The sequence below is a fragment of the Micromonospora sp. NPDC002575 genome, from assembly GCF_042889525.1.
GTDB lineage: Bacteria > Actinomycetota > Actinomycetes > Mycobacteriales > Micromonosporaceae > Micromonospora > Micromonospora carbonacea.
The window spans coordinates 1-23,265 of record NZ_JBIARA010000021.1 but is presented as its reverse complement, the minus strand read 5'-3'; the positions used below and the strand labels follow the sequence as shown (position 1 = coordinate 23,265).

At 75.1% G+C, this 23,265-nt stretch carries 24 protein-coding genes and 1 pseudogene; 10 read left to right on the top strand and 15 right to left on the bottom strand.

Annotation, left to right across the window (positions count from 1 at the left end; translation table 11 throughout):
- Positions 1-16 precede the first annotated feature (16 nt).
- Positions 17-1,474, top strand: a complete 1,458-nt coding sequence (locus ACFYWL_RS25695; protein ID WP_386977459.1) for an argininosuccinate lyase — start codon at positions 17-19, stop codon at positions 1,472-1,474.
- A gap of 34 nt (positions 1,475-1,508) precedes the next feature.
- On the top strand, positions 1,509-2,510 hold the full coding sequence (locus tag ACFYWL_RS25690) for an ROK family protein (protein WP_386977457.1): 1,002 nt from the start codon (positions 1,509-1,511) through the stop codon (positions 2,508-2,510).
- Here ACFYWL_RS25690 and ACFYWL_RS25685 read toward each other — a convergent pair.
- The 3 genes from ACFYWL_RS25685 to ACFYWL_RS25675 form a co-directional block, all read right to left on the bottom strand.
- The gene (locus tag ACFYWL_RS25685; RefSeq protein ID WP_386977454.1) at positions 2,503-3,129 is read right to left on the bottom strand and encodes a lipoprotein; all 627 of its coding nucleotides are present in this window, start codon (positions 3,127-3,129) and stop codon (positions 2,503-2,505) included. The genes ACFYWL_RS25690 and ACFYWL_RS25685 overlap by 8 nt on opposite strands.
- Before the next feature lie 176 nt (positions 3,130-3,305).
- A complete protein-coding gene (locus ACFYWL_RS25680; RefSeq protein WP_386977451.1) occupies positions 3,306-4,022 on the bottom strand; it encodes a class I SAM-dependent methyltransferase in 717 nt (238 codons plus the stop codon).
- A 230-nt stretch (positions 4,023-4,252) separates the two neighbouring features.
- Entirely contained in the window at positions 4,253-4,567 is a 315-nt protein-coding gene (locus ACFYWL_RS25675) for a hypothetical protein (RefSeq protein ID WP_386977449.1), read from the bottom strand.
- A 205-nt stretch (positions 4,568-4,772) separates the two neighbouring features.
- Here ACFYWL_RS25675 and ACFYWL_RS25670 point away from each other — a divergent pair, with 205 nt between their 5' ends.
- The 4 genes from ACFYWL_RS25670 to ACFYWL_RS25655 all read left to right on the top strand — a co-directional run bounded on the left by ACFYWL_RS25670 (position 4,773) and on the right by ACFYWL_RS25655 (position 6,460).
- Entirely contained in the window at positions 4,773-5,546 is a 774-nt protein-coding gene (locus tag ACFYWL_RS25670; RefSeq protein ID WP_386977446.1) for a Scr1 family TA system antitoxin-like transcriptional regulator, read from the top strand.
- Positions 5,543-5,734: a DUF397 domain-containing protein gene (locus tag ACFYWL_RS25665; protein WP_386977443.1), complete on the top strand. Its 192-nt coding sequence runs from the start codon at positions 5,543-5,545 to the stop codon at positions 5,732-5,734. Before ACFYWL_RS25670 ends, ACFYWL_RS25665 begins: the two co-directional genes overlap by 4 nt.
- A 56-nt stretch (positions 5,735-5,790) precedes the next feature.
- Positions 5,791-6,033, top strand: a complete 243-nt coding sequence (locus tag ACFYWL_RS25660) for a hypothetical protein (RefSeq protein ID WP_386977440.1) — start codon at positions 5,791-5,793, stop codon at positions 6,031-6,033.
- Between the two features lie 208 nt (positions 6,034-6,241).
- The gene (locus ACFYWL_RS25655; protein WP_386977437.1) at positions 6,242-6,460 is read left to right on the top strand and encodes a hypothetical protein; all 219 of its coding nucleotides are present in this window, start codon (positions 6,242-6,244) and stop codon (positions 6,458-6,460) included.
- A gap of 77 nt (positions 6,461-6,537) precedes the next feature.
- Here the strand turns inward: ACFYWL_RS25655 and ACFYWL_RS25650 are convergent, their stop codons facing one another.
- The 8 genes and pseudogenes from ACFYWL_RS25650 to ACFYWL_RS25615 form a co-directional block, all read right to left on the bottom strand.
- On the bottom strand, positions 6,538-8,103 hold the full coding sequence (locus ACFYWL_RS25650; protein WP_386977435.1) for an amidohydrolase family protein: 1,566 nt from the start codon (positions 8,101-8,103) through the stop codon (positions 6,538-6,540).
- A 208-nt stretch (positions 8,104-8,311) separates the two neighbouring features.
- Complete coding sequence (gene fabF, locus ACFYWL_RS25645; protein WP_386977432.1) at positions 8,312-9,538, bottom strand: beta-ketoacyl-ACP synthase II; 1,227 nt, start codon at positions 9,536-9,538, stop codon at positions 8,312-8,314.
- Between the two features lies 1 nt (position 9,539).
- Positions 9,540-9,779 carry an acyl carrier protein gene (locus ACFYWL_RS25640; protein WP_074474691.1) on the bottom strand — a complete coding sequence of 80 codons (240 nt, stop codon included), beginning with the start codon at positions 9,777-9,779 and terminating at the stop codon, positions 9,540-9,542.
- Between the two features lie 87 nt (positions 9,780-9,866).
- Positions 9,867-10,811 (bottom strand): beta-ketoacyl-ACP synthase III, encoded by a 945-nt coding sequence (locus tag ACFYWL_RS25635; protein WP_043966966.1) that lies wholly within the window; start codon positions 10,809-10,811, stop codon positions 9,867-9,869.
- Positions 10,808-11,974 carry an acyltransferase domain-containing protein gene (locus ACFYWL_RS25630; RefSeq protein WP_386977427.1) on the bottom strand — a complete coding sequence of 389 codons (1,167 nt, stop codon included), beginning with the start codon at positions 11,972-11,974 and terminating at the stop codon, positions 10,808-10,810. The genes ACFYWL_RS25635 and ACFYWL_RS25630 overlap by 4 nt, the downstream gene beginning before the upstream one ends.
- Positions 11,975-12,075: 101 nt before the next feature.
- Positions 12,076-13,320 (bottom strand): annotated as a pseudogene (locus ACFYWL_RS25625) (PucR family transcriptional regulator); the annotation flags it as partial.
- Positions 13,321-13,375: 55 nt separating this feature from the next.
- A complete protein-coding gene (locus ACFYWL_RS25620) occupies positions 13,376-14,146 on the bottom strand; it encodes a response regulator (protein WP_386977424.1) in 771 nt (256 codons plus the stop codon).
- Complete coding sequence (locus ACFYWL_RS25615) at positions 14,143-15,372, bottom strand: sensor histidine kinase (RefSeq protein ID WP_386977421.1); 1,230 nt, start codon at positions 15,370-15,372, stop codon at positions 14,143-14,145. Before ACFYWL_RS25615 ends, ACFYWL_RS25620 begins: the two co-directional genes overlap by 4 nt.
- Positions 15,373-15,553: 181 nt before the next feature.
- Between ACFYWL_RS25615 and ACFYWL_RS25610 the strand changes: the two genes are divergently transcribed.
- Together ACFYWL_RS25610 and ACFYWL_RS25605 are read left to right on the top strand one after the other, a co-directional pair.
- Entirely contained in the window at positions 15,554-16,093 is a 540-nt protein-coding gene (locus ACFYWL_RS25610) for a hypothetical protein (RefSeq protein ID WP_386977418.1), read from the top strand.
- Between the two features lie 104 nt (positions 16,094-16,197).
- Positions 16,198-16,548: a hypothetical protein gene (locus ACFYWL_RS25605; RefSeq protein WP_386977416.1), complete on the top strand. Its 351-nt coding sequence runs from the start codon at positions 16,198-16,200 to the stop codon at positions 16,546-16,548.
- A gap of 48 nt (positions 16,549-16,596) precedes the next feature.
- Here ACFYWL_RS25605 and ACFYWL_RS25600 read toward each other — a convergent pair whose 3' ends face one another.
- Positions 16,597-17,367, bottom strand: coding sequence for a hypothetical protein (locus ACFYWL_RS25600; protein WP_386977413.1), 771 nt, complete (start codon positions 17,365-17,367; stop codon positions 16,597-16,599).
- A gap of 227 nt (positions 17,368-17,594) precedes the next feature.
- Between ACFYWL_RS25600 and ACFYWL_RS25595 the strand changes: the two genes are divergently transcribed.
- Complete coding sequence (locus ACFYWL_RS25595) at positions 17,595-18,230, top strand: copper resistance protein CopC (protein ID WP_386977410.1); 636 nt, start codon at positions 17,595-17,597, stop codon at positions 18,228-18,230.
- Positions 18,231-18,296: 66 nt separating this feature from the next.
- Here the strand turns inward: ACFYWL_RS25595 and gltX are convergent, their stop codons facing one another.
- The 3 genes from gltX to ACFYWL_RS25580 all read right to left on the bottom strand — a co-directional run bounded on the left by gltX (position 18,297) and on the right by ACFYWL_RS25580 (position 22,471).
- Entirely contained in the window at positions 18,297-19,706 is a 1,410-nt protein-coding gene (gltX, locus tag ACFYWL_RS25590; RefSeq protein ID WP_386977408.1) for a glutamate--tRNA ligase, read from the bottom strand.
- A 90-nt stretch (positions 19,707-19,796) separates the two neighbouring features.
- Entirely contained in the window at positions 19,797-21,074 is a 1,278-nt protein-coding gene (locus ACFYWL_RS25585; RefSeq protein ID WP_386977405.1) for an MFS transporter, read from the bottom strand.
- A gap of 5 nt (positions 21,075-21,079) precedes the next feature.
- Positions 21,080-22,471 (bottom strand): GH1 family beta-glucosidase, encoded by a 1,392-nt coding sequence (locus tag ACFYWL_RS25580; RefSeq protein ID WP_386977402.1) that lies wholly within the window; start codon positions 22,469-22,471, stop codon positions 21,080-21,082.
- A gap of 255 nt (positions 22,472-22,726) precedes the next feature.
- Here ACFYWL_RS25580 and ACFYWL_RS25575 point away from each other — a divergent pair, with 255 nt between their 5' ends.
- On the top strand, positions 22,727-23,173 hold the full coding sequence (locus ACFYWL_RS25575; protein WP_007072337.1) for an SRPBCC family protein: 447 nt from the start codon (positions 22,727-22,729) through the stop codon (positions 23,171-23,173).
- Positions 23,174-23,265 lie beyond the last annotated feature (92 nt).

Here is a 23,265-nt window from a genome sequence, read left to right as displayed (position 1 = left end):
GGAAGCAGAGACCCTGATGAGCACACCCGCGCTGACCACCTACCAGCGGCACCACCTGCGGCCCACGTACGACCACCACGTCGGGCGGCTCTTCCCGGCGATGGTGCGGGCCAGCCAGGCGCACGTGGTGATGCTGACCGAGCAGGGGCTGATCCCCGCCGACCGGGGCGCCCGGCTGCTGCGCGGGCTGGCGGAGCTGCGCGCCGACGCCACCACCGCGCCGCCGTTCGACGGCACCTTCGAGGACACGTACTACCTGCTGGAGAAGCGGCTGGCCGCCGCGTGCGGCGTGCCGGCGTCCGAGCTGGACGTGCAGATGGCCCGCAGCCGCAACGACCTCGACGCCGGGGTGTTCCGGATGCTGCTGCGCGACCAGCTCGTCGGGGTCCTCGACCGGGTGCTCGCCACCGGGGCCACCGCCCTGGACGCCGCCGACCGGTACGCCGACGTGGTGATCACCGGCTACACCCACCGCCGGCCCGCCCAGCCCACCACCATCGGCCACGCCCTCGCCGGGTACGCCGAGGCCCTGGCCGGCGAGGCCGTCGCCTACGCCGACCTGATCGACGCGCTGAACACCTCGCCGCTGGGCTCCTGCGCGTTCGCCGGCACCGACCTGGACATCGACCCGGCCCGGGTGGCCGAGCTGCTCGGCTTCGCCGGCCTGGTCGTCAACTCGTACGAGGCGGTGGCCGGCGCGGACCACCTGGTGCGGGTGGGCACCCTCAACGCGCAGGCCCTCGCCACCGGGGCGCGGCTGGCCCGCACCCTGATGGACTGGCTGAGCTGGCGGTGGGTGACCACCCCCGGCGACTTCACCCAGGGCAGCAGCATCATGCCGCAGAAGCGCAACCCGGTGGTGCTGGAGCACCTCGTCTCGTACGCCGGCGCGACCGCCGCCGACGCCGCGAGCGTGCTCAACAACGTCGGCGCGGCCTGGTGGGAGGACTCCAACAACGCCACCACCGACGTGCAGGTGCGGCTCTGGGAGAGCAACGACCGCACCGACCGGTTCTTCGCCCTGCTCGGCGGCTTCCTCGCCGAGATCGAGCCGCTGGAGCCGCCGTCGGCCGGGGAGATCGTCGCCTCCGGGGCCACCACCACCGCCGCCGCGGACGCGCTGACCCGGCACGGCGTGCCGTTCCGGGCCGCCCACTCGGTGGTCGGCCGGCTGGTCCGCGCCGGCGCGCCCGACACGTGGACCGCCGAGGGGGTCCGCGCGGCGGCGCAGGGCATCACCGACCGGCTCGACGACGACGCGATCGCCGACCTGCTCGCCGCCGCCGTCCGCCCCGACCTGGTGCTCGACCGGGCGCAGGTCGACGGCCCCGGCCGGTGCGCCGTCCGCAACCAGGTGGCCGCGCTGCGCGGCCAGTTCGACACCGTCGCCGGCCGGCTCGCCGCCGTGCGGGCCCGGCTCGCCGCCGCCGACGCGGCGCTCGACGCCGTCGCCGCCGAACGGGCCGCCCGGTGAGCGCGCGCGTCGCCACGACCGAGGGGACCGGCCCGTGAACCTGCGGCTGGACGGCCCCGCGACCCCGCCCACGCCGCTGACCGGCGACGAGGACGTCACCGGCGGCGCGCGGGTGACCGGCGACGACGGCGTGCTGCTCGGCATCGACTTCGGCGGCACCAAGATGGCCGTCGGGGTCGCCGACGCGGCGGGCCGGCTGCTGGCCCGCGAGCGGGTGCCCACGTACGCCGAACGGGGTGCCCCGCAGGCCCTGGACCGCGCCCTGGAGCTGGCCGCGAAGCTGGTGGGGCAGGCGGGCGGACCGCTCGCGGCGGCGGGCGTCGCCTCGCCCGGGGTGGTCCGGCCCGACGGGATCGACCTGGCCCCGAACGTGCCCGGCTGGGACCGGCTGCGGCTGGCCGACGCGGTGCGCGACCGGCTCGGCGCGCCCGTCGTCGCCGTCGACAACGACCTGAACGCCGCCGCCCTGGCCGAGCTGCGCCTCGGCGCGCTCCGCGACGCCGACCCCGGCCTGGTCGTCGGCATCGGCACCGGCGTCGCGGCGGCGCTCACCGTGCGCGGGGCCGTGCTGCCCGGCCACCACGGGGCGGCCGGCGAGATCGGGTACGCCGTGGCCGGCGGCCCGTGGCCCGGCACCATGCTGGAGCTGGACTTCTCCGGCCGGGCGCTGGACCGGCTCGCCGACGACCTCGGCGTGCCCGGGGCCGCCGCCGGGCTGGCCGCCGCCGCCGCTGCGCCCGGCCCGGCCCGGGACGCGCTGACCGTCCGCGTCGACGAGCTGGCCCGCCACCTGGTCACCTGCTGCCTGTTGGTCGACCCGCAGCGGGTGGTGCTGGTCGGCGGCGTGGCCGGCAGCGACCTGATCCGTGGCCTGCTCGTCGAGCGGCTCGCCGCCGTGCTGCCGTACCGGCCCGAGGTGGTGCTCTCCGGCTTCGCCGACGATGCCGCGCTGCTCGGCGCGGTCGTGCTGGCCGGGGAGGCGGCCTCGGCGGCCCCGGCGGCCCCTACGGTCCCGAGGGCCCCGGCGGTCAGTTGACCTGGAGCGTCCGCGTCGCGAGCTGGTAGGCCGGGAACATCGCCTCGAACTCGTCGGTGTCCATTCCGCCGAGGGTCAGCAGCACCGGCCCGCCGGCCGGGGTGTCCGCCACCAGCGCCCGCTGCCGGTTCGGGCCGCTGAGCTCGCTGCGTTGCAGGAACGTCGCCTCCACCAGGCGCAGCGGGCCGCGCGGCACCCGCCGGTACTCGATCTCGCTGACCCGGCCGTAGTCGGCGAGGAACCCCTCCAGCGTGGCGCGCCCGTCCCCGGTGGACCCGTCGGCCGCCCACACCCGCAGGAAGCCCACGCTGCCGGCCGGCTTCGCGTCGACCTCGCAGCGCAGCCGGGCCCCGCCCAGCGTGATCGTGGCCTCCTCCGCCACCGCCTCGGGCGTCCACCCGGCCGGCAGCGAGAACGTGACCGGCAGCTCGCAGGGGCTGCCCGGCGCGCCGATGGTGACGCCGGCCTCGGCGGGGGCCACCTCGTCGTACCAGGGCGGGCCCGTCACCACCGGGGACGGGCCGGCGCCCGCCGCCGTCCGCGTCCCGTCGTCGGCGCAGCCCGCCGCCGGCACCGTGCAGAGGACGGCCAGCAGGGCCGCCCCGATCCGTCGCAACACCGTTCGCACTTCCCCCGTGGTCGTCCACGCCGCCCGGTCCACCCCGGACGGGCCGATGGATGGTAACGGTGGGTGGTCAGGTTGGTCGGTGGTGGGGCGGTGCGCGTAACGGTCAGTCGTCGGCGGCGCGGTGCGGTTGACGGTCAGTCGTCGGCGGGGCGGGCCCGGCGGAACGGTCAGTCGTCGGCGGGGCGGTGGGCGCGCAGCATCAGCGACACCCCCGGCAGCGCCCGCACCGGCAGGTGCCGCTCGGCGGTGACGACGGCGCGCAACCCCAGGTTGACCAGCGGGTGCAGCTCGTCCAGGTCGCTGCCGGTGGACGAGCGCCGCCGCCACGCCGCGACCGGGCGCAGCAGCACGTTCCAGCTCCACAGCTCGTCGACGACCAGCCCGGCCTTCTCCACCACGTCCCGCAGCGACGCCCGGTCGTAGCGGCGGACGTGGCCGACCGCCACGTCGTGCGCCGACCACAGCGCCATGTCGGCCGGCACGGCGATCAGCGCGACGCCCCCGGGGCGCAGCGTGCGACGGATCTCGGCGGCGGCCAGGTGGTCCTCGTCGAAGTGCTCCAGGATGTCGAGCGCGGTGACCAGGCCCAGGCTCGCCGACGGCAGCGGCAGACGCCGGGCGTCGGCCCGGATCACGTCGAGCCCGCGCTCCCGGGCCACCCCGGCGCCCTCCGCGCTGTATTCCAGCGCCACCGGCCGCCAGCCGTGCGCCCGCAGCACCCGCGTGTTGCCGCCGCCGGCCGCGCCGACGTCGAGCGCCCGCCCGGGGGCGTGGCCGGCGGCGGCCAGCCGGCGCAGCGCCCTGGCCAGCAGGACCCGCCGCTCCCGGTACCACCAGTGGGTGTCCTCCAGGGCGGCGAGCTTGCGGATCTCGGTCGCTTCCACGGCATGCTCCTAGCGCGATCTCGACGAACCTCACCCTAGACGAGCACCCCCGAACCCAGGACTCAACGCCCCGCGCTGGCCCCGCCCAGCCCCCGCTCTGCCCCCGCCCCGCCCTGCGCCCGTCCCGCCCCGGCCCCGCGCTGGGCCGTACCTGACCGGGCCAAAGGCGAGGATTCCGCAGATCTTGGAGAGAAATGGCCCCTTCAGGGGCCATTTCTCTCCAAGATCTTTCATTTCCGCCCGCGATCTAGCAGTTGTGGCCCGGTTGGGTGGGTGGGGCGGCGGGCCCAGCGCAGGAAGCGGCGGAACAGCTCGCTGGGCAGCGGCGGGTTCTCCGGGTGCAGCGCCCGGAGGTCCTCGTTGGCGTCGAACATCCGCCAGGCCAGGAACAGGCACAGGCCGACGCGGTCACCGGCGTAGGCGGCCAGCAGGTCGTCGCGGGCCTGCGGGCAGGGCCACGGGGCCAGGCACGCCCGGCACAGCCACAGCGGGCGCAGGGGCGGGTGCGGCCGGCGTCGGTCGCCGTCGCGTCGGTGCTCTGCCATGCGCCTGCCTCCTCGTCGGTGGGGGAGGGCCGCCCCGCAAGGGGGGAGCGGGGCGGCCCCGCGCTGGCCCGGCCGCCGGGCATCGCCTCCACCAGCCGGACCGCGTGGTTCCACCCTGGACCGGGGCGGGCCGGACAAACAGGACCGCCGGGGGTACGGTGCGCAGCGTGACCGATGCGGAACCATCAGTGATGAGTGGTGAGGAATGAGTGCGTATCTCGCCCTGGTGCTGAAGCACGAGCGGGGCAAGCGGGGGCTGACCCAGGACCAGGTCGCCGAGGCGGTGCACGTCTCCGGCTCGCTGATCGCGATGTTCGAGACGGGGCGGCGCGTCCCGCAGCCCGACAGCGCCCGCCGGCTCGATGAGCTGCTGGGCACCGGCGACCTGATCGCCCGGATGGCCGTCGAGGCGCGCCGGGACGCCCAGCCCGGGTGGTTCCGCCCGTGGGCGGAGGTGGAGCGGGAGGCCACCTCGCTGCGCTGCTTCCAGGCGACGATCATCCCGGGGCTGCTCCAGACCGAGGCGTACGCCCGCGCGGCCCTCGCCAGCGGCCTGTTCGTGCCCGAGAAGGTGGAGGAGCACGTCGCCTTCCGGCTGGAGCGGCAGGCGCTGCTCGACCGCAAGGAGCCGCCGCTGACCACGTTCGTCGTCGACGAGGCGGCGCTGCGCCGGGGCGAGCCGGCGGTGCTCAAGGAGCAGCTCCTGCACCTCGCCGAGGTCGGGCTGCGCCCCCGGGTGCTGGTGCACGTCGTGCCCTGCGACGCGGGCCCCTACCTCGGCCAGTCCGGCCCGTTCACGCTCGCCGAGGCGGCCGGCGGCGAGCACCTGGCGTTCCTGGAGGACCAGTTGGAGGGGCGGGTTCTCGCCGACCCGAAGCGGGTTTCCACGCTGGCGCGGGCGTGGGAAGCTGTCCGTGCGGTCGCCCTGCCGCGCGACCGGTCGAGAGACCTGATCCTGAAGCAGGTGAACGAGCTGTGAGCACCCCTCGCCCCCGCTGGCGCACCGCCACCCGCAGCAACACCAACGGCGGTGAGTGCGTCGAGGTCGCCGACAACCTGCCGGGCGTCGTGCTGGTGCGCGACTCCAAGGCCCGCGACGCCGGCACCCTCACCTTCGCCCCGTCGGCCTGGCGCGCCTTCGTCGCCGACCTCCGCACCCCCGCCTAATGCCTGTCGTGCCGATCATCAAACGGTGCGGCAGGCGTCTTGGCTAGAGTCTCGCCGTGGTTGTGGGCAACATGGTGGAAAAGTTCGGCGCGGACGATTTCCTCGAACGCTCATGGGATCTGCCATCAGAGGTCATCGAGCCGTTGCGCGCGCAGGTCGAGGTGACGCCCGACGGGTGGGTCGTGGACATGTGGCCCATGACAGCGCAGCTCGCCGCCATCGTGCAGCCCTGGGTTGACGAGTCCATCGATGTCGAGTCGGATTCCTGGTTCGTCAGCTCTGCGCAGGTCGCTGCTTGAGGCGAGTCATCGGGGCCATCGGAGCCAGATGATGGCGGCGATGAGGACGAAGCTGGATCGGTAGAGGAATGCGCGCCGCCCCGCACACCGTCCGGCTCCGGCAGCAGCGGCGCGATCACCGCCCCCTTCAGCAGCGCCGTCTGCCCAACGCCTGCGCCGCCGCCGAAATCGAATGCGCGGCGCAGGCGGGGATGGGAGGGTGCCGGGCGTGGCGGAGGCGCAGGGATTCGCGTACGCCGAACGAGCGGACGGCACGGTGGTGATCACGCACCATGGGCGGGTCGCCGGGACGCTGCGGGGTGGCCGGGCGGCGCAGTTCCTCGCCGAGGTCGACGACGACCCGCAACTGGTGATGGCCAGGTGGACGGGCAACTACCGCCGGGGCAACGAGCGGCAGGCGCGCGGGCACCCCCGCAACCGCCCCTAGCACTCCCGACCGCGCCCCGGACGTGGAAGCCGGTGCCGCCGTGCGCCCGGTCGCGGTCGGGCGCACGGCGGCGGGGGTCAGAACCGGGGCGGGGTGGGGCTGGCCGGGGTGAGGATGCCGCCGGCCCGCGTACGGACGGCGTGCGCCGCAGCCGCCGCGTTGCGCACGACCGTGCCGGCGTCGTGGCTGACCATCTCCCGGTTCCGCTTCACGATGCGGCCGTCGATCAGCACCGTGTCGATGTTGGCCGGGGTGGCCGACCGCACGACGGTCGACTCCAGGTCGCCGATCGGGGCGATGTTGAGGTCGTCCGCCCGGATCAGGACGATGTCGGCCCGCTTGCCGGGGGTGATCGACCCGGTCACCGCGTCCAGGCCGAGGGCCTTCGCGCCGTTGATCGTGGCCATCTCGATCGCCTGCCGGAACACCACCGGCGGCAGCGCGGCGGTGTCCGTGCCCACCCACGGGATGCCCAGGTTCCAGGCCACGTTCATCGACTCGAACATGTTGATCGGGGCGAGCGAGCTGGCGTCGAACGACAGCGAGACGGTGACCCCGGCGGCCAGCATCCGCAGCAACTGCCCGTGGAACCCGCCGGCCGTGCCGAGGCGCAGTTCGGAGTGGACGGAGAAGCTGACCGGCGCGTTCGTCCGCACCATCGCCTGCCGGTCCGCCTCGTCGAACGGCAACGCGTGGCAGAGCAGGAAGTCGGGCCCGAGGAAGCCCATCTTCTCCAGGTCGGCGGCGCGCACCGCCGTGGTCGGCCCCTGCCCGGAGTGCACCGAGATCGGCAGCTTCCGCTTGGTGACCTCCGCCATCTCCGCCAGGAACGTCGGCATCTGGCCGGGCCCGCGCAGGTTCACCCCGAGGTGCACCAGGCCGTCGAACGGCGACTTCTTGCCGAACCACGTGGCCGCGACCCGGTCGATGTCCGCGAAGTCGATCGGCTGGGTGGCCGGCTGGCCGTCCCGGTGCCCGTACGAGTAGCGCGCCCGCACGAGGCCGTCGGCGTGGGCGTGCAGCTCCGCGTCGGCGTACTCCGGTCCGCGTACGTTGTGCGACCAGTTGTTGACGGTGGTGATGCCCGCGCTCGCGCACTCGACGAGGCCGAGCAGCACGCTGTGGTAGAAATCGTCCGGCTGGTACGCGGCGACGGTGGCCGACTTCGCCGCGAAGTACTCGAATCCGGTGGAGACGAAATTGCGGCCGAGCGCGCTCCACATGTGATAGTGGGTTTCCACGAAACCGGGCATCGCAATCATTTTCGACGCGTCGATGACGTGTGCGCCACGCGCCTTCAGGTTCGCGCCGACCTGGACGATCCGCCCGTCGCGTACCTCGATGTCGGCCTTGGCCTGGTTGCCGATGGCCGGGTCGACGGAGACCAGCGCGGCACCCTTGATCAGGTAGTGCCCGCGTTGCGGGCGTCGGCCGGGCTTTCCGCCGGGGGTGTGCGGGCCGGGCGAGGCGGCGGCCGGAGCGCCGAACGCGAGCGGGGCGATGGCGGCGGCGCCGGCGGCGGCGAGCAGCGCGCGGCGGCCGACCGAATGCGCGGGAACGGGTCGCCCGCAGTCGTCGAAAATTGTGTCTGTGTGATCGTCGCCGCTTTCCGGCGTCGACGGTGGATTCGCTGTGTGGGGCATGCGGGAAAGCTAGGTAGCACCGATTTCCCGCACATTGCCGGCCGGCTAGCATCGCGTGAACCCGCAGGTCGCGACCGCATGCCGGGAAGACCGCCGCCGAACGGCACGCAACGGCGTGACCCGCCTGCCGACCGTCACGACGGGGCAGGGCGTTAAGAAGGGCCCCCTGCTATGCAGAAAGCGTTAACAGGGGGCCCTTCCTTGCGCCTCAGGGGCGGGTGAAGACCAGCGCCACGTTGTGGCCGCCGAAGCCGAACGCGTTGTTCAGCGCGGCGGGGATCTCCAGGTGCCGTGCCTTGTGCGCGGCCACGTCCATGTCCAGCCCGGCGTCCGGGTCGTCCAGGTTGATCGTCGGCGGGACGACGCCGTCGCGGATCGACAGGATGGTGGCGATGGACTCCAGCGCGCCGGCCGCGCCGAGCAGGTGCCCGGTCATCGACTTGGTGGCGGTGAGCACCGGGTGGTCGCCGAGCGCGGCGCGCAGCGCGCCGATCTCCAGCATGTCGCCGACCGGCGTCGAGGTGGCGTGCGCGTTGACGTGCACGATGTCCTCGCGGGCGATGTCCGCGTCCGCGATGGCCTTGTTGATCGCGCGGATCGCGCCCTCGCCCTCCGCGTGCGGCTGCACGATGTCGTACGCGTCGGAGGTGATCCCCGCGCCGGCCAGCCGCGCGTACACCCGGGCGCCCCGGGCGGCGGCGTGCTCGGCGCGTTCCAGCACCAGCACGCCCGCGCCCTCGCCGAGGACGAAGCCGTCGCGGCCGGTGTCCCACGGGCGGGAGGCCCGCTCGGGCTCGTCGTTGCGGGTGGACATGGCCCGCATCGAGGCGAACCCGGCGATCGGCAGCGGGTGGATGACCGCCTCGGTGCCGCCGGCCACCACCACGTCGGCCCGGCCGGAGCGGATGATGTCCAGCCCGAGGGCGATGGCCTCCGCGCCGGTGGCGCAAGCGCTGGCCACGGCGTGCACCCCGGCCTTCGCGCCCACCTCCAGCCCCACCCAGGCGGCGGGGCCGTTCGGCATCAGCATCGGCACGGTGTGCGGGGACACCCGGCGTGGGCCGGACGCCTCCAGGATGTCGTCCTGGGCGAGCAGGGTGGTGGCCCCGCCGATGCCGGACCCGACGCTGACGGCCAGTCGCTCCGGGTCCAGCCCGGAGTCGGCGAGGCCCGCGTCCGCCCACGCCTGCCGGGCGGCGATGATCGCGATGGCCTCGGAGCGGTCGAGCCGGCGCAGCTTGACCCGGTCCAGCACCTCGGACGGGTCGACGGCGAGCTGCGCGGCGATGCGGACCGGCAGCTGCGCCGCCCACTCCTGGGTGAGCGGACCCACCCCGGAGCGGCCGGCGAGCATGGCGTCCCAGGTCGACGCGACGTCCCCGCCCAGCGGGGTGGTCGCGCCGATCCCGGTGACGACGACGTCGGAACGACTCATGTCAGGACTGCGCCTCGATGTAGCTGACGGCGTCGCCCACGGTCTTCAGGTTCTGCACCTCGTTGTCGGGGATCTTCACGCCGAACTTCTCCTCGGCGGCGACCACGACCTCCACCATCGAGAGCGAGTCGACGTCGAGGTCGTCGGTGAAGGACTTGCCCTCGGCCACGTCGTCCGGGTTCACCCCGGCAACCTCTTCGAGGATCTCGGCGAGGCCGGAGGTGATCTCGTCACGGGTCATGGTTGGTGCGTTCCTCTCCTGGGTGTGGAATCGCCGGCGGCGCGTGCCGCGCGGCGCGCGAACGGCCCCGGTGGGGGGCCGGACGTGTCAGGGGCAGCGGACGACCTGGCCGGCGTAGGTCAGGCCGCCGCCGAAGCCGAAGAGCAGCACCGGGGCGCCCGAGGGCACCTCCCGCCGCTCGATGAGCTTGGACAGGGCCAGCGGCACGCTCGCCGCCGAGGTGTTGCCGGACTCGACGATGTCCTTCGCGATGATCGCGTCGGGGATGCCGAGCCGCTTGGCGATGCCGTCGATGATCCGGGAGTTGGCCTGGTGCGGCACGAACGCGGCCAGCTCGGACGGGGCGACCCCGGCCCGCTCGCACGCCTGCAGGGCCAGCGGGGCCAGCGCGGTGGTGGCCCAGCGGAAGACCGTCTGGCCCTCCTGCTTCACGTACGGCCGCCAGCCCTCGATGCGTACGGCGTCGCTCTTGTCCGGCACCGAGCCCCAGACGACCGGGCCGACTCCGGCCGGCTCGCCCTCGGCGGTGGCGGTGACCACCGCGGCGCCGGCGCCGTCGCCGAAGATGATGCAGGTGGAGCGGTCGGTCCAGTCGGTGAAGTCGGAGAGCTTCTCCGCGCCGATGACGATCGCGTTGCGCGACGCCCCGGCCCGGATGGCGTGGTCGACGGTGCCCAGCGCGTACGCGAAGCCCGAGCACGCGGTGTTGATGTCGTACGCGCCGGGCGCGGTGATGCCGAGCTTGGCGGCGACCCGGCAGGCGACGTTCGGGCTGCGGTCGATGGAGGTGCAGGTGGCGACCACGACGAGGTCGATGTCGGCGGCGGTGAGGCCGGAGTTGGCCAGCGCCTTGCCGGCGGCGGCGGCGGCCATGTCGGACACCGTCTCGTCGCCGGCGATGCGGCGGCTGGCGATGCCGACGCGGTCCCTGATCCACTCGTCGTTGGTCTCGACGAACTGCGCGATGTCGTCGTTGGTGACGATCCGGGAGGGCTGGTAGTGCCCCAGGGCGAGAATCCGGCTACCTGTCATGAGTGACCCCCGATCCGGGCGAGCGGTTGACCCGGGGCGACCGGGGCGTCGTGGTGGGCGAGCCACTCGGTGAGCGGGCCGCCGTCGTGCGCGGTCACCTCGACCGGGCCCCGCCCGGTGACGACGTGGCCGATGACCTGGCCGATCTTCAGCGCCTGGCCCTCGGTCAGCCCCTGCGCGGGCTGGAAGACGCCCGGCGCGTGGGCCGTCACGACCCGGGACCGGGCGGTCGGCGCGGGGCGGGCGGCCGAGCCGTGCCGGGCGATCAGGTCGCGGGCGGCGGGCAGGTCGTCCGGCGTCTTCAGGGTGACGATCTCGGGCAGCGAGTCGGCGAGCTCCCGCTTGATCAGGCCGGCCAGGGTGCCGGCCGGCGGCAGCTCGACCACCCCGGTCACGCCGAGGTCGGCCAGGGCGCGCATGCACAGGTCCCACCGCACCGGGGAGGTGACCTGGCGGACCAGCCGCTGCACCAGCTCCCGGCCGTGGTCGACTGCCGTGCCGTCGAGGTTGGACAGCAGGATCCGGGCCGGGCGGGCCGGGGTGATCCCGGCGGCCACGCCGGCCAGGGCGGCCTCGGCGGGGGCCATGTAGGGGGTGTGGAACGCGCCGGCCACCTTCAGCCGGACGACCCGGGCCTTCGTGGGCGGCTCGGCGGCGAGCGCGTCCAGGCCGGTGGTCGACCCGGCGGCGACGATCTGCCCGGCGCCGTTGCGGTTGGCCGCGTGCAGCCCGTGCCTGTCGAGGGCGGCGAGCACCTCGTCGGTGTCGCCGCCGAGCACGGCCGCCATGCCGGTCGGCTCGATCGCGCAGGCGGCGGCCATCTCCCGGCCGCGCACCCCGGCGAGGGTGATCGCGGTCTCGGCCGGCAGGACCCCGGCCAGGGCCGCCGCGCCCAGCTCGCCGACGCTGTGCCCGGCCGTGAGGGTGACGTCGTGCATCGGCAGGTGCTCGGCGGCGAGCAGCGCCGCGGCGACCAGCAGCGGCTGGGTCCGGGCGGTGTCCTGGATCTCCTCCGCGCCGGCCGTGGTGCCCAGGTGGACCAGGTCGACGCCGGCCAGCGCCGACCACCAGCGCAGCCGTGCCTCGGCGTCGGTCAGGTCGAGCCACGGTGTCAGGAAGCCGGGTTTCTGGGAACCCTGTCCCGGTGAGAGTACGGCGAGCACGTCTATGACTCTTCCGGATACTCGCCAGTCACGGTGTTACCGGCCGCAACCAAACCGCACTAGAACCTTTGGAGGAACCCTACAGAAATAGGTGACCGTGATCATCTCTTTGCGGAGATTTGCCGGTTTGGTGCCGTTATCGGCTGAGGTGTCATGACGGGCACCACCGGATCGAGCCGCCCGACGGTCAGCGCCACCTGCAACGCGAACGCGTCCCGGGGCGTCAGCGGCGACAGCCCGGTCACGTCGGCGATCCGCCGCAGCCGGTAGCGCACCGTGTTGGGGTGCACGAACAGCGCCCGCGCCGCGCTCTCCAGCGTGCCACCGGCCGCGAAGAAGGCGTCCAGGGTCTCCAGCAGCTCGCCGCCCGCCCGCGCCAGGGTCGCGTACACGTCGTGGCGCAGCCGGCGGCGGGCCTCGGCGTCCCCGGCGAGGGCCCGCTCGGGCAGCAGGTCACCGGCCGGCACCGGGCGCGGCGCGGTCGGCCAGGCGGGGGCCGCGCGGTACCCGGCGAGCGCGGCGCGCGCCGAGTCCGTCGCCTCGTCGAGGCTCGGCACCGCCGGCCCGACCACCACCGGCCCCTCCCCGAACGCGGGCAGCAGCTTCCCCGTCGCCGCCATCGGGTCGGCCGCGCCGCCGAGCACGATCACCAGCCGGTCGCCGTGCACCCCGCCGATCACCTCGACGCCGACGCGCCGGGCCAGCCGGTGGACGGTGTGCAGCACGGCGGCCACCTCGCCGCCCGGGGACCGGCCCACCGCCACCGCCACCGGGGGCGCGTCCGACCAGCCCAGCGCCGCGCCCCGGCTGGCCAGCACGTCCGGGGAGTCCCCGCGCAGCAGCGCGTCGACCAGCAGCGCCTGCAACCGGGCGTCCCAGGCGCCGCGCGACTCGGCGGCCCGCGCGTAGACCCGGGCGGCGGCGAAGGCGATCTCCCGGGAGAAGCGCAGCACCGCCTCCCGCAACTGCTGCTCCTCGCCCTCGGCGGCGAGGGTGCCCACCTGCTCCTCGACCACGTCGATCGTCACCTTGATCAACGCCACCGTCTGCTGGAGGCTGATCGAGCGGGCCAGGGCCAGCGGGGCGGTGGCGAAGACCTCGTCGGAGACCTCCTGGGTGCTGTCCGCCGTGCCACCGCCCTCGCGCAGCCACTGCACCAGCGACCGGGCGCCGGCCTGGGCCACCAGCATGACCCAGGACCGCTGGTCGGCCGGCAGCGCCCGGAACCAGGGCAGCGTCTCGTCCATCCGGGCCACGCTGGCCGTGGCCAGGGCCCCCGCCGCCCGCTCGATCCGGCGCAGCGTGGCCGACAGCTCGATCCCGTCCGGCTCGCTCACCCCACCAGCCTTGCAGAAAGGAAGGGCCCCCTGTTAACGCCCCCGGTAGAGAGGGGTGCCCCGCTCACCCCGCACCACCCGCCGGCGGCACCGGCGGGAAAGGCGGCGGGCCGGGCGGCGAGCCCGGCGGCGGCTGCGGGGGCGGCGCGGGCAGGGCGATCTCCTGGGCCAGGATCGCGGCCTGGACGCGGCTGCGCAGGTCGAGCTTCGCCAGGACCCGGCTGACGTGGGTCTTCGCGGTGCTCTCCGCCATCGCCAGCCGGTCGGCGAGCTGCTGGTTGGACAGGCCCAGCCCGAGGCAGGCCAGCACGTCGCGCTCCCGCGCGGTGAGCGTGGCGACCGCGTCCCGGGTCGCGGCCGGCGGCCCCGGCGCGGTGGCGGCGAACGCGCTGATCAGCCGCCGGGTCACCGCCGGGGCGATGATCCCCTCGCCCCGGGCCACCGTGCGCACGGCGGCGACCAGGGCGTCGGCGTCGGTGTCCTTGAGCAGGAAGCCGGCCGCCCCGGCGCGCAGCGCGCCGAAGACGTACTCGTCGAGGTCGAACGTGGTGAGCACGAGCACGTCGGCGAGGCCCCCGGCGACGATCTCCCGGGTGGCGGAGATGCCGTCGAGCCGGGGCATCCGGACGTCCAGCACGGCGACGTCGGGGCGCAGCTCGGCGCAGAGCCGCACCGCCGCCTCGCCGTCGGCGGCCTCGCCGGCCACCTCGACGCCCGGCGCGGCGGCCAGGATCAGCGCCAGCCCGGCCCGCACCGCCGGCTGGTCGTCGGCGAGCACCACCCGCACCGGACCCGCCGCGTCCGCCGCCCGCCCGGTGGCGGCCCGGCCGGTCACGCCGGCTCCCCGGTGGGCAGCCGCGCCCGGACCCGCCAGCAGCCGTCCGCCGGGCCCGCCGTGAAGCCGCCGCCCAGCAGCACCGCGCGCTCGCGCATCCCGACCAGCCCCGCGCCCGCGCCGGGCGCCGCCGCGCCGCCCCCCGCCCGCAGCGGGTTCGCCACGGCCACCACCACCTCCGTCGGCCCGTACGTCACGACCAGCTCCGCCTCGCCCGCGCCGTGCTTGAGCGCGTTGGTCAGCGACTCCTGCACGATCCGGTACGCCGCCAGGTCCACCCCCACCGGCAGCGGACGCGCCCCGCCGGTCACCTCGGTCCGCACGGCCAGCCCGGCGGAGCGCATCCGGCCCACGAGGCGGTCCAGCTCGGCGAGGCGTACCCGGGTGGCCTCCTCGGCCGGCTTCACGGCGTCGCCCGCCGCGGGTCCGCCGCCCGTCGTGGGCTCCCGCAGCAGCCCGATGAGCTGCCGCATCTCCGCCAGTCCCTGCACGCTGTTCTCCCGGATGACCCGCAGCGACGAGGCCACCTGCTCCCGGTCCAGCCCGGGCACGGAGAGCGCGGCGGTGGCGTGGATGGCCACCGCGCCGAGGTGGTTGGCCACCACGTCGTGCAGCTCCCGGGCCATCCGGGACCGCTCGGCGCGGACCGCCTCGCGCCGGTCCAGCTCGGCCAGCCGGGCGGTCTGCTCGGCCCGGGCCCGTTCCTCGGCGGCCCGCGCCCGCTCGGCCGCCGCCTGGTCCCGGTACTGCCGCACGCTGATCCCGGTCAGCACCGGCACGACGCCGACCAGCACCACCGGCACGCCCAGCGCCACCCCGCGCCAGTGCCCCCACACCAGCGCCCCGCCGACGGCGGCGAGCAGGCTCAGCGCCACGGTGACCCGCAGCAGCCAGCGCCACAGCCGGGGCGGGCCGAACACGCAGGAGTCGTAGAGCACCTGGGTGTAGATCAGCGCGGTGCCGAGGGTGGTGCCGAGGGCGACGTCGACGCCGAGCGCCGCCGTGCCGAGGGCCAGCCCCGTGCGGGTGGCCACCCGCCGCAGGGCCACCGCCGCCGACACGGCCACCAGCGACGGCAGGAAGGCCGCCGCGGGCACGCCGGGCCGCGGGGTGATCGCCAGGTGCGTGCCGAGGCCGAGCAGCGCCAGCCCGCCCGCGAGGGCCACGCCGGCCAGCGCCAGGTCGCGGCCCGTGGCGCCGGGCCGGAGCCAGGGCGGCAGTCGCATTCCCCGATCCCACCACACCCGCCGCCGCGCCGGCTCCGACCAGGGCACGAGGCCGCGTCCCCCGAAGGAGGTACGCCCCGACGCGGTCCATCGTTCGGCGTACCCGGATCTCGTCGCCCGGGTCGAGGGCGGGGCGCGCGGCGGGCGGCACGCTGGACCACACGGACAGGGGGAGGTCGTCGTGCTGGTCGCGGTCATCGTCGGGTGCGAGATCGGGTTCTGGGTGCTGCTCGTGGCGGGGCTCGTGGCCCGCTACCCGCTGCGCCGGCCCCGCCTCGGCGCGGCCCTGCTGGTCTGCGTACCCCTGGTCGACCTGGTGCTGCTCGCGGCGGCTGCCCTGGACCTGCGGCGCGGGGCCACCGCGGACACCACCCACGGCCTGGCCGCCGCGTACCTCGGTTTCTCGGTGGCCTTCGGCCACTCGATGATCCGCTGGGCCGACCAGCGCTTCGCCCACCGGTTCGCCGGCGGCCCGCCCCCGGTCCGGCCGCCGCGCCACGGCTGGGCCCGGGCCCGGCACGAGTGGCGGGAGTGGGCCAAGGGCCTGCTCGGCTGGGCCGTGGCCTGCGCACTGCTCGGCGCGGCGATCGCCTTCGTCGGTGACGCCGAGCGCACCCGCGCCCTGTGGGACTTCGCCCGCGCGCTCACCATCGCCCTCGTGATCTGGCTGGTCGCGTTCCCGGTCTGGGAGACGATCTTCCCGCGCCGCCCCCGCCGCTGAGGTGGGGTACGCGCCGCACGGCGCGTCCGCCCGCACCAGTACGGTGACAGGGCACGCGGGCCAGGGGCCGGCCGGCGGGCGAGGAAGAGCGTGAGGAGACCGGGATGGCGCACGGGGAGGCCGAGCCGGGCTGCGCCCAGGGGGAGCCCTGCCGGCCGGGCCACCACGAGCCGGCGGCGAAGCAGGCCCGCCGGCTCACCGGGACGACCCATCCTGCCGAGCCGGCCTGCGGCCGGGCCGCGGAGCCGGGCTGCGGCCGGGGCGCCGCGCCGGCCGACGAGGATGCGCCGGTGCCCCGGCAGCGCGCCGCCGAGCCGCCCGCCGACGACGAGTCGGGCCGGGCCGGGGCCTGCCGCAGCGACCTGCCCGGCTGGGCCGGCGCGCACCGGCACGGCCCGGTCCGCCCCCGGCACCGGGCCCTGCGCCGGGAACGCCCGCCGCGCCGCTGGTGCTGAAAGCGCCCAGGTCCCGCGCCGACCGGCAGGGGACCTGAGCCGCGTCCGTCAGCGGGTGCGGCGGCGGATCAGCAGCGCGATCCCGGCCAGCCCGAGCGTGATCACCAGCATCACCCCGACGTTGAGCAGCAGCAGCCGCTGCAACTCGGCGAGCGCCTCGTCGATGTCGCCGGCCGGGTTCAGCGACTCGTCGGGCAGCACCCGTTCGCCGCCCCCGACGCCGCCGCTGACCGTGTCGAGCTGCCGCTCCAGCGGCACGCCGACCGTCCGCAGCGTCTCGGACATGCTGAGCCGGCCGAGGAACCAGCCGGCCTTCTCCTTGCGGGCCGGGTCCGGCTGCTTCGCCGGCCGGTAGACCCGGGGGCCGCCCTTGGCCAGCGGATAGAGGTCGTACGTCTGGGTGGCGGTCTCCCCGACCAGCACCACCACCGTGTACTTCGGACCCAGGTCGGCGGGCTTCGGCCCGCTGGCCGCCCCGGTGCGGCCCAGCCAGCTCACCTGGTCGATGACCGCGACCACCTCGACGGGGTGGGCGGTGGCCCGCAGCCGCAGCGGCTCGGTCAGCCCCACGCCCGTGATGTCCACCCCGGCCGGCAGGGTCTTCTTCGGCACCCTGCGGGCCAGCGCCGTGCTGGCGGCGGCAGCCGCGTCGGCCAGCGCCGCGCCCGTCGTCGCCGGACCCGTCGTCGCCGGACCCGTCGTCGCCGGACCCGTGGCCGTGCCGGCCGCCCGGGCCGGCCCCGCCAACGCCGTCGCCAGCGCCGCGGCCAGCAGCGCTCCCGCCGCTGCCCCGCACAACCGCCGTACCTGTCGGACCATCGCCGCCTCCTCGCCCCGTTCGATTTGGATGGCTTCGCTGCAGGTCACGCGTTGGTCGGTCGATGGCGGTGACCATGCCCACAGGGCGGGGCGCCCACCTGAAAGACTGCGCAGAACGTCGATCGGTTGCAGCTGCTGGATCGGGAATTGGAACTATCTGCGATCTCGGCTCGACTAATCAGTCAGCCGTAGATCAGCGGGCGGATAGTACCTTTACGGAGGTGTACATGGGGGGCAGGTTCCCACGCGCGGCGCGCACCTGGTTGGCCGTGCTCGGTGTGTCGCTCGGTGTGTCGCTCGCGCTCCCGGCCGCGCCGGCCGCCGCGCACAACTCGCTGAGCGGCAGCAACCCCGAGAACGGCGCGCGGATCGCCGCCGCGCCGGAACGGGTCGAGCTCCGGTTCCTGGCGAAACCCGACCCGGGTACGACGAAGATCACAATCACCGGGCCGGACAACGTGGCCGCGCTCGGCGGGGAGCCGACCTACTCCGGCTCGCGGGTGCGGATCCCGTTCGCGCCCGGCAAGGCCGGCCTCTACATCGTCGGCTACCAGCTCGCCTCCGCCGACGGCCACCCGATCAAGGGCGAGGTGCGGTTCACCCTCACCACCGACACCCCGGCCGAGCCCCCGTCGCCGTCGGCCGCCGCGCCGGAGCCCGCGCCGCCGTCGGATGCCCCGTCGGCAGCCGCGCCGTCATCGGCCGCCGCGACCCCGGACGACGCGGGCAGCCCCGTGCCGGCCGCCAGCGAGTCGACCGACGGGGGCCCGCCCGGCTGGCTCTGGGCGCTGGGCGGGGGCGTGCTGCTGCTCGCCGCCGCTGCCGTCGGGTTCGCCGTGCGCCGCCGCCGCGCCGACGCCTGAGCGCCGCGCAAGACGCGCGTAGGGGCCCGCCGGTCCACCGGCGGGCCCCTGCGGTCGCGTACCCGATCAGGGCAGGCGCAGGCGGGCGGCGCGCAACCGGGCGAGGGTGCGCTCGCGGCCCAGGACCTCCAGCGACTCGAACAGCGGCAGCCCGACGGTGCGGCCGGTGACCGCCACCCGGACGGGCGCCTGGGCCTTGCCGAGCTTGAGGCCGCGCTCCGCGCCGACCGCCTCCAGCGTCGCCTTCAGCGACTCGGCGTCCCACGAGGCGAGCCCCTCGTAAGCGGCGACCGCCGCGTCGAGCAGCTCGGCCGCGCCCTCCTTCATCGCCTTCGCCCACGCCGCCTCCTCGATGCTCGGCGAGGCCAGGAAGAGAAAGTCGACGTTCGGCACGATCTCGCTGAGCACCGCGATGCGGGTCTGGGCCAGCGGGGCCACGGCGGCGAACGCCTCGGCGTCGAACTCCTCCGGCTGCCACGGCGGCGGCGCGATGGTGTCGGTGCCGGTCAGCCACGGCCCGCACGCGGCCACGAACTCGTCGACCGGCAGCGCCCGGATGTAGTCGCCGTTGAACGCGCGCAGCTTCTTCTCGTCGAAGAACGCGGGGGAGGGGTTGACCTCCTCCAGCCGGAACTCGTCCTCGATCACCGACCAGGGCACGATCTCCCGGTCGCCCGACGGCGCCCAGCCCAGCAGCATCAGGTAGTTGCGCATCGCGGCGGCGAGGTAGCCCTCGTCCCGGTACGCCTCCAGGGCGACCTTGTCCCGCCGCTTGGACAGCTTCTGCCGCTTCTCGTTGACCACCACGGGCACGTGCGCCCAGACCGGCGGCTTCACGCCCAGCGCGTCCCACAGGAGCTGCTGCTTGGGCGTGTTGGGCAGGTGCTCCTCGGCCCGGATCACGTGGGTGATCCCCATGGTCATGTCGTCGACCACGTTGGCCAGCAGGAACACCGGCGACCCGTCGCCCCGGGCGATGACGAAGTCCTCGATCAGCCTGTTCTCGAACGTCGGCTCGCCCCGGATCAGGTCGACCACCACGGTCTCGCCGGTGTCCGGGGTGCGGAACCGCAGCGCGCGCCCCTCGCCGGCGGCCAGGCCCCGGTCGCGGCAGAAGCCGTCGTAGCCGGAGTACTGCGAGCCGGTGCGCGCCTGCACGGCCTCGCGGGTGCAGTCGCAGTAGTACGCCCGGCCGCCCTCGTGCAGCCGCTGCGCGGCGGCCCGGTGCTCGGCCGCGTACGAGGACTGGAAGTAGGGGCCCTCGTAGCTGCCCCGGGCGATGCCGATCCAGTCCAGCGCCGACAGGATGCCCTCGGTCCACTCGGGCCGGTTGCGGGCCGCGTCGGTGTCCTCGACGCGGAGCACGAACACCCCGCCCTGCTGCCTGGCGAAGATCCAGTTCTGTAGGGCCGAGCGGGCGCCGCCGACGTGGAACATTCCGGTCGGGGAGGGGGCGAAGCGTACACGTACCGTCACGTCTCCCAGCGTACGGCCGCCGGGAAGAGGTTTAAGGAGGGGCCCCTTGTTAACGCTTTCTGTATAGGAAGGGCCCCCTGCAATCACCCGTCACGCCACGCCGCGGATCCTGACGACGAGGGCGCTGCCGAGCAGGGTGACCGCCGCGGTGGCCGCGTACAGGGTGGGGTAGCCGCCCAGGTGCACCACGACCGGGGCGGACAGCGCCGGGCCCAGCACCTGCGGCGCGGAGTTCGCGATGTTGATCACCCCGAGGTCCTTGGCCCGGTCGGTGGCCGCCGGCAACACCTCGGTGATCAGCGCCGCGTCCACCGACAAATAGACGCCGTAGCCCGCGCCGAGCAGCACTGCGGCGACCATCGCCATCGGCCAGACCGGCGCGACGGCCAGCAGCAGCGCGGCCACGGCCATCACCAGCCCGGAGACGATCACGTAGACCTTGCGCCGGCCGGAACGGTCGGAGAGCCGGCCGGAGACCACGGCGGTGAGGATCATCCCGAGCGTGTAGAGCAGGATCAGCACCAGCAGCCCGCCCTCGGGGTCGGGGTAGCGCACCCCGTCGGCGAGGAAGTACAGCAGATACAGGGTGCCCAGCGCGTTGCCGAGCTGCACCAGGAACCGGGTGAGCCAGGCCCAGGCGAAGTCCGGGTGCCGGCGCGGGCTGATCCACATCGAGGCGAGCAGCGTGCCCACCCGCAGCGGCGGCCGGTGCGCCCGGGGCAGCGGGTCGTCGGCGGTGAGCAGCGCGAACGGCAGGGACAGCAGCAGCACGGCCAGCGCGATCGCGGCGTACCCGGCGGCGTTGCCGGTCACCACCGCGGTCACCAGCACCGCGCCGAGCACCAGGCCGAGCGACTGCGGGATGCCCACCCAGCCGGAGACGCCGCCGCGCTGGAGCACCGGCACTCGGTCGGGGATGCCGGCGGTGAGGCTGGCCAGCATCGCGTTGAAGCAGACCTGGGCGGCCACCCAGCCGACCGCGACCCCGGCGATGGTGTCCTGCCGGGCCAGCAGCACCAGGGCGAGCGCGCCGAGCACCGCGCCGCCGGCCGTCCACACGTGCCGGCGGCCCAGCTCCCGGCCGCCCACCCGCAGGCAGGTGCGGTCCGACAACGCCCCGGCGAGCGGGTTGGCCAGCACCGCGGCGAGCGCGCCGAGCCCGGTGACCACGGCGAACATGGCCTCCTTGTCGCCCGGGGAGATCCGCTCGATCTGCTGGGGCAGCAGCACCTGGATCGGGGTGAAGAAGGCCATCCACACCCCGAGGTTCGCCGCGAAGATCAGCGCGATCCAGCTCCGCCGCACCGGGACGGTCGGCTCGGCGAGCGCGGCGGGCAGCGCCGCCGGCGTCGGGTCGACGGTGGTCACGGCCGCTACTCCGCGTCGGCTGTGCCGCGGCGGGCGGCGGGCGCGGCGGACCCGGCGCCGAGGGCGGCGGGCCGGATCGCGGCGTCGCGCAGCCAGGCGTACGACGACTTGGGCGTGCGCGCCCCGGTGCCGAAGTCGACGTGCACGAGGCCGAAGCGCTTGGTGAAGCCCTCCGCCCACTCCCAGTTGTCCAGCAGCGACCAGACGAAGTAGCCCGTGACGTCCACGCCGTCGTCGATCGCCGCCCGCAGGGCGCGCAGGTGGGCGTCGAGGTAGGCGATCCGGTCCGGGTCGTGGACCCGGCCCTCGGCATCGGGTACGTCGTCGTAGGCGCAGCCGTTCTCGGTGACCTGGATCGGGGGCATCCGGTCGCCGTAGCGGTCGCGCAGGCCGGTGAGCAGCTCGCGCAGCCCGTCGGGGGCGACCGGCCAGCCGAACGCCGTGCGCGGGTAGCCGGCGAGCTCCACCAGCTCGAACGGCAGCGGCGAGCCGGCCTCGGGCGCGCGTACCCCCGAGGGGTTGTAGTAGTTGACGCCGAGCACGTCGAGCGGCGCGGCGATGACGGCGAGGTCGTCGCCGCGCACGAGCCCCGGGTCGAGGCCGAGCAGGTCGGGGTAGCCGAGGCCGAGCAGCGGGTCGGTGAACAGCCGGTTGTGCAGCGCGTCGTACGCGGCGGCGGCGGCCCGGTCGGCGTCGGTGTCGCCGGCGGGGCGCACCGGCGAGTAGTTGTTGGCGATGGCGACCGGGCTGCCGGTGCGGGCGCGCAGCGCGGCGACGGCCAGCCCGTGCCCGAGGAGCTGGTGGTGGGCCGCCGGGAACGCGTCGAACAGCAGCGTCTGGCCTGGGGCGTGCTCGCCGGTGCCGTAGCCGAGGCTCATGTGGATGAACGGCTCGTTGAGGGTGATCCACAGCTTCACCCGGTCGCCGAGCCGGGCGGCGACCAGGTCGGCGTACTCGGCGAACCGGGCGGCGGTGTCCCGGTGCAGCCAACCGCCGGCGTCCTGGAGGGGCTGTGGCAGGTCCCAGTGGTAGAGGGTGGCGACCGGGTCGATCCCGGCGGCGGTCAGGTCGTCGACGAGGCGGTCGTAGAAGTCGAGGCCGGCGGCGTTGGCGGGCCCGGACCCGCCGGGCTGGACGCGGGGCCAGGCCACCGAGAAGCGGTACGCCGACACCCCGAGCCCGGCCATCAGCGCGACGTCCTCGGCGTGCCGGTGCCAGTGGTCGCAGGCGACGTCGCCGGTGCTGCCGTCGGCGATCAGCCCGGGGGTGTGCGCGAACGTGTCCCAGATGGAGGGGCCCCGGCCGGCGGCGGTCGCCCCGCCCTCGATCTGGTAGGCGGAGGTGGAGACTCCCCAGCGGAATCCGGCCGGGAACTCGGGCAGCGGCTCGGTGGTCATGCGCTCTCCAGGCGGCAGGGGCCGGCGGCGTCCGCGGGCGCGGGACGCGCGACGTCCGACGTTCGTTCGGCCGGGCGGCCAACGAACATGAAACGTGTTCGGACTCTAGGCCGCGGCGGAAGTTTGCGCCATAGGCCGCCAGCGATCGCCGCGCAAGGGTTTTCGGCGTGTCTTTTCCAAACTTGTCCGGTTGCGTCCGATTTGGCGCATAGAGTGCCGAATATCGCGGATGTCCTCAGTGGGGGAAAGAACGAAATGATCCTCGTGGAACGCAGTGCGCACGTGATGGCGCCGGTGGAAGCGGTCTGGGAAGTCGTGCAGCGGGCCGAGCAGTTGCCGGCCTGGCTGGCGGGAGTTCGCGCGGCGGAGGTCCTCTCGGGGGAGGGCTTCGGCCGGCGACAACTGGTCCAGGCCGGGCGCGGGTCGGCGCACGAGGCCGAGGTGATCGCCTACCAGGAGCCGACCCTGATCGGCTGGCGGGAACGCGCCAAGGGCGCCGGTGCCCGGGCCGAGGCCCGCACCGAGATCTACGTCCAGCTCACCGCGGACGAGGAGGAGGGCGGGACCATCGTGCGGCTCATCGTCGTACGCTGGCCCGCCGGCCCGGTCAAGGCCGCCCTCCTCCGGCTCGGACTGCGGCGGGTCGGCGCCGACCTGGAGGACTCGCTGGCCCGGCTGACCGACCTGGCCGCCGTCGGCTGAGCGGGCACGTCTCACGGCGCCATCCGCGACGGCGGTGGGGGCCGGCCGGCGCCCCCCCCGCCCCCCCGCCCCCCCCCCCCCCCGCCCGCGGG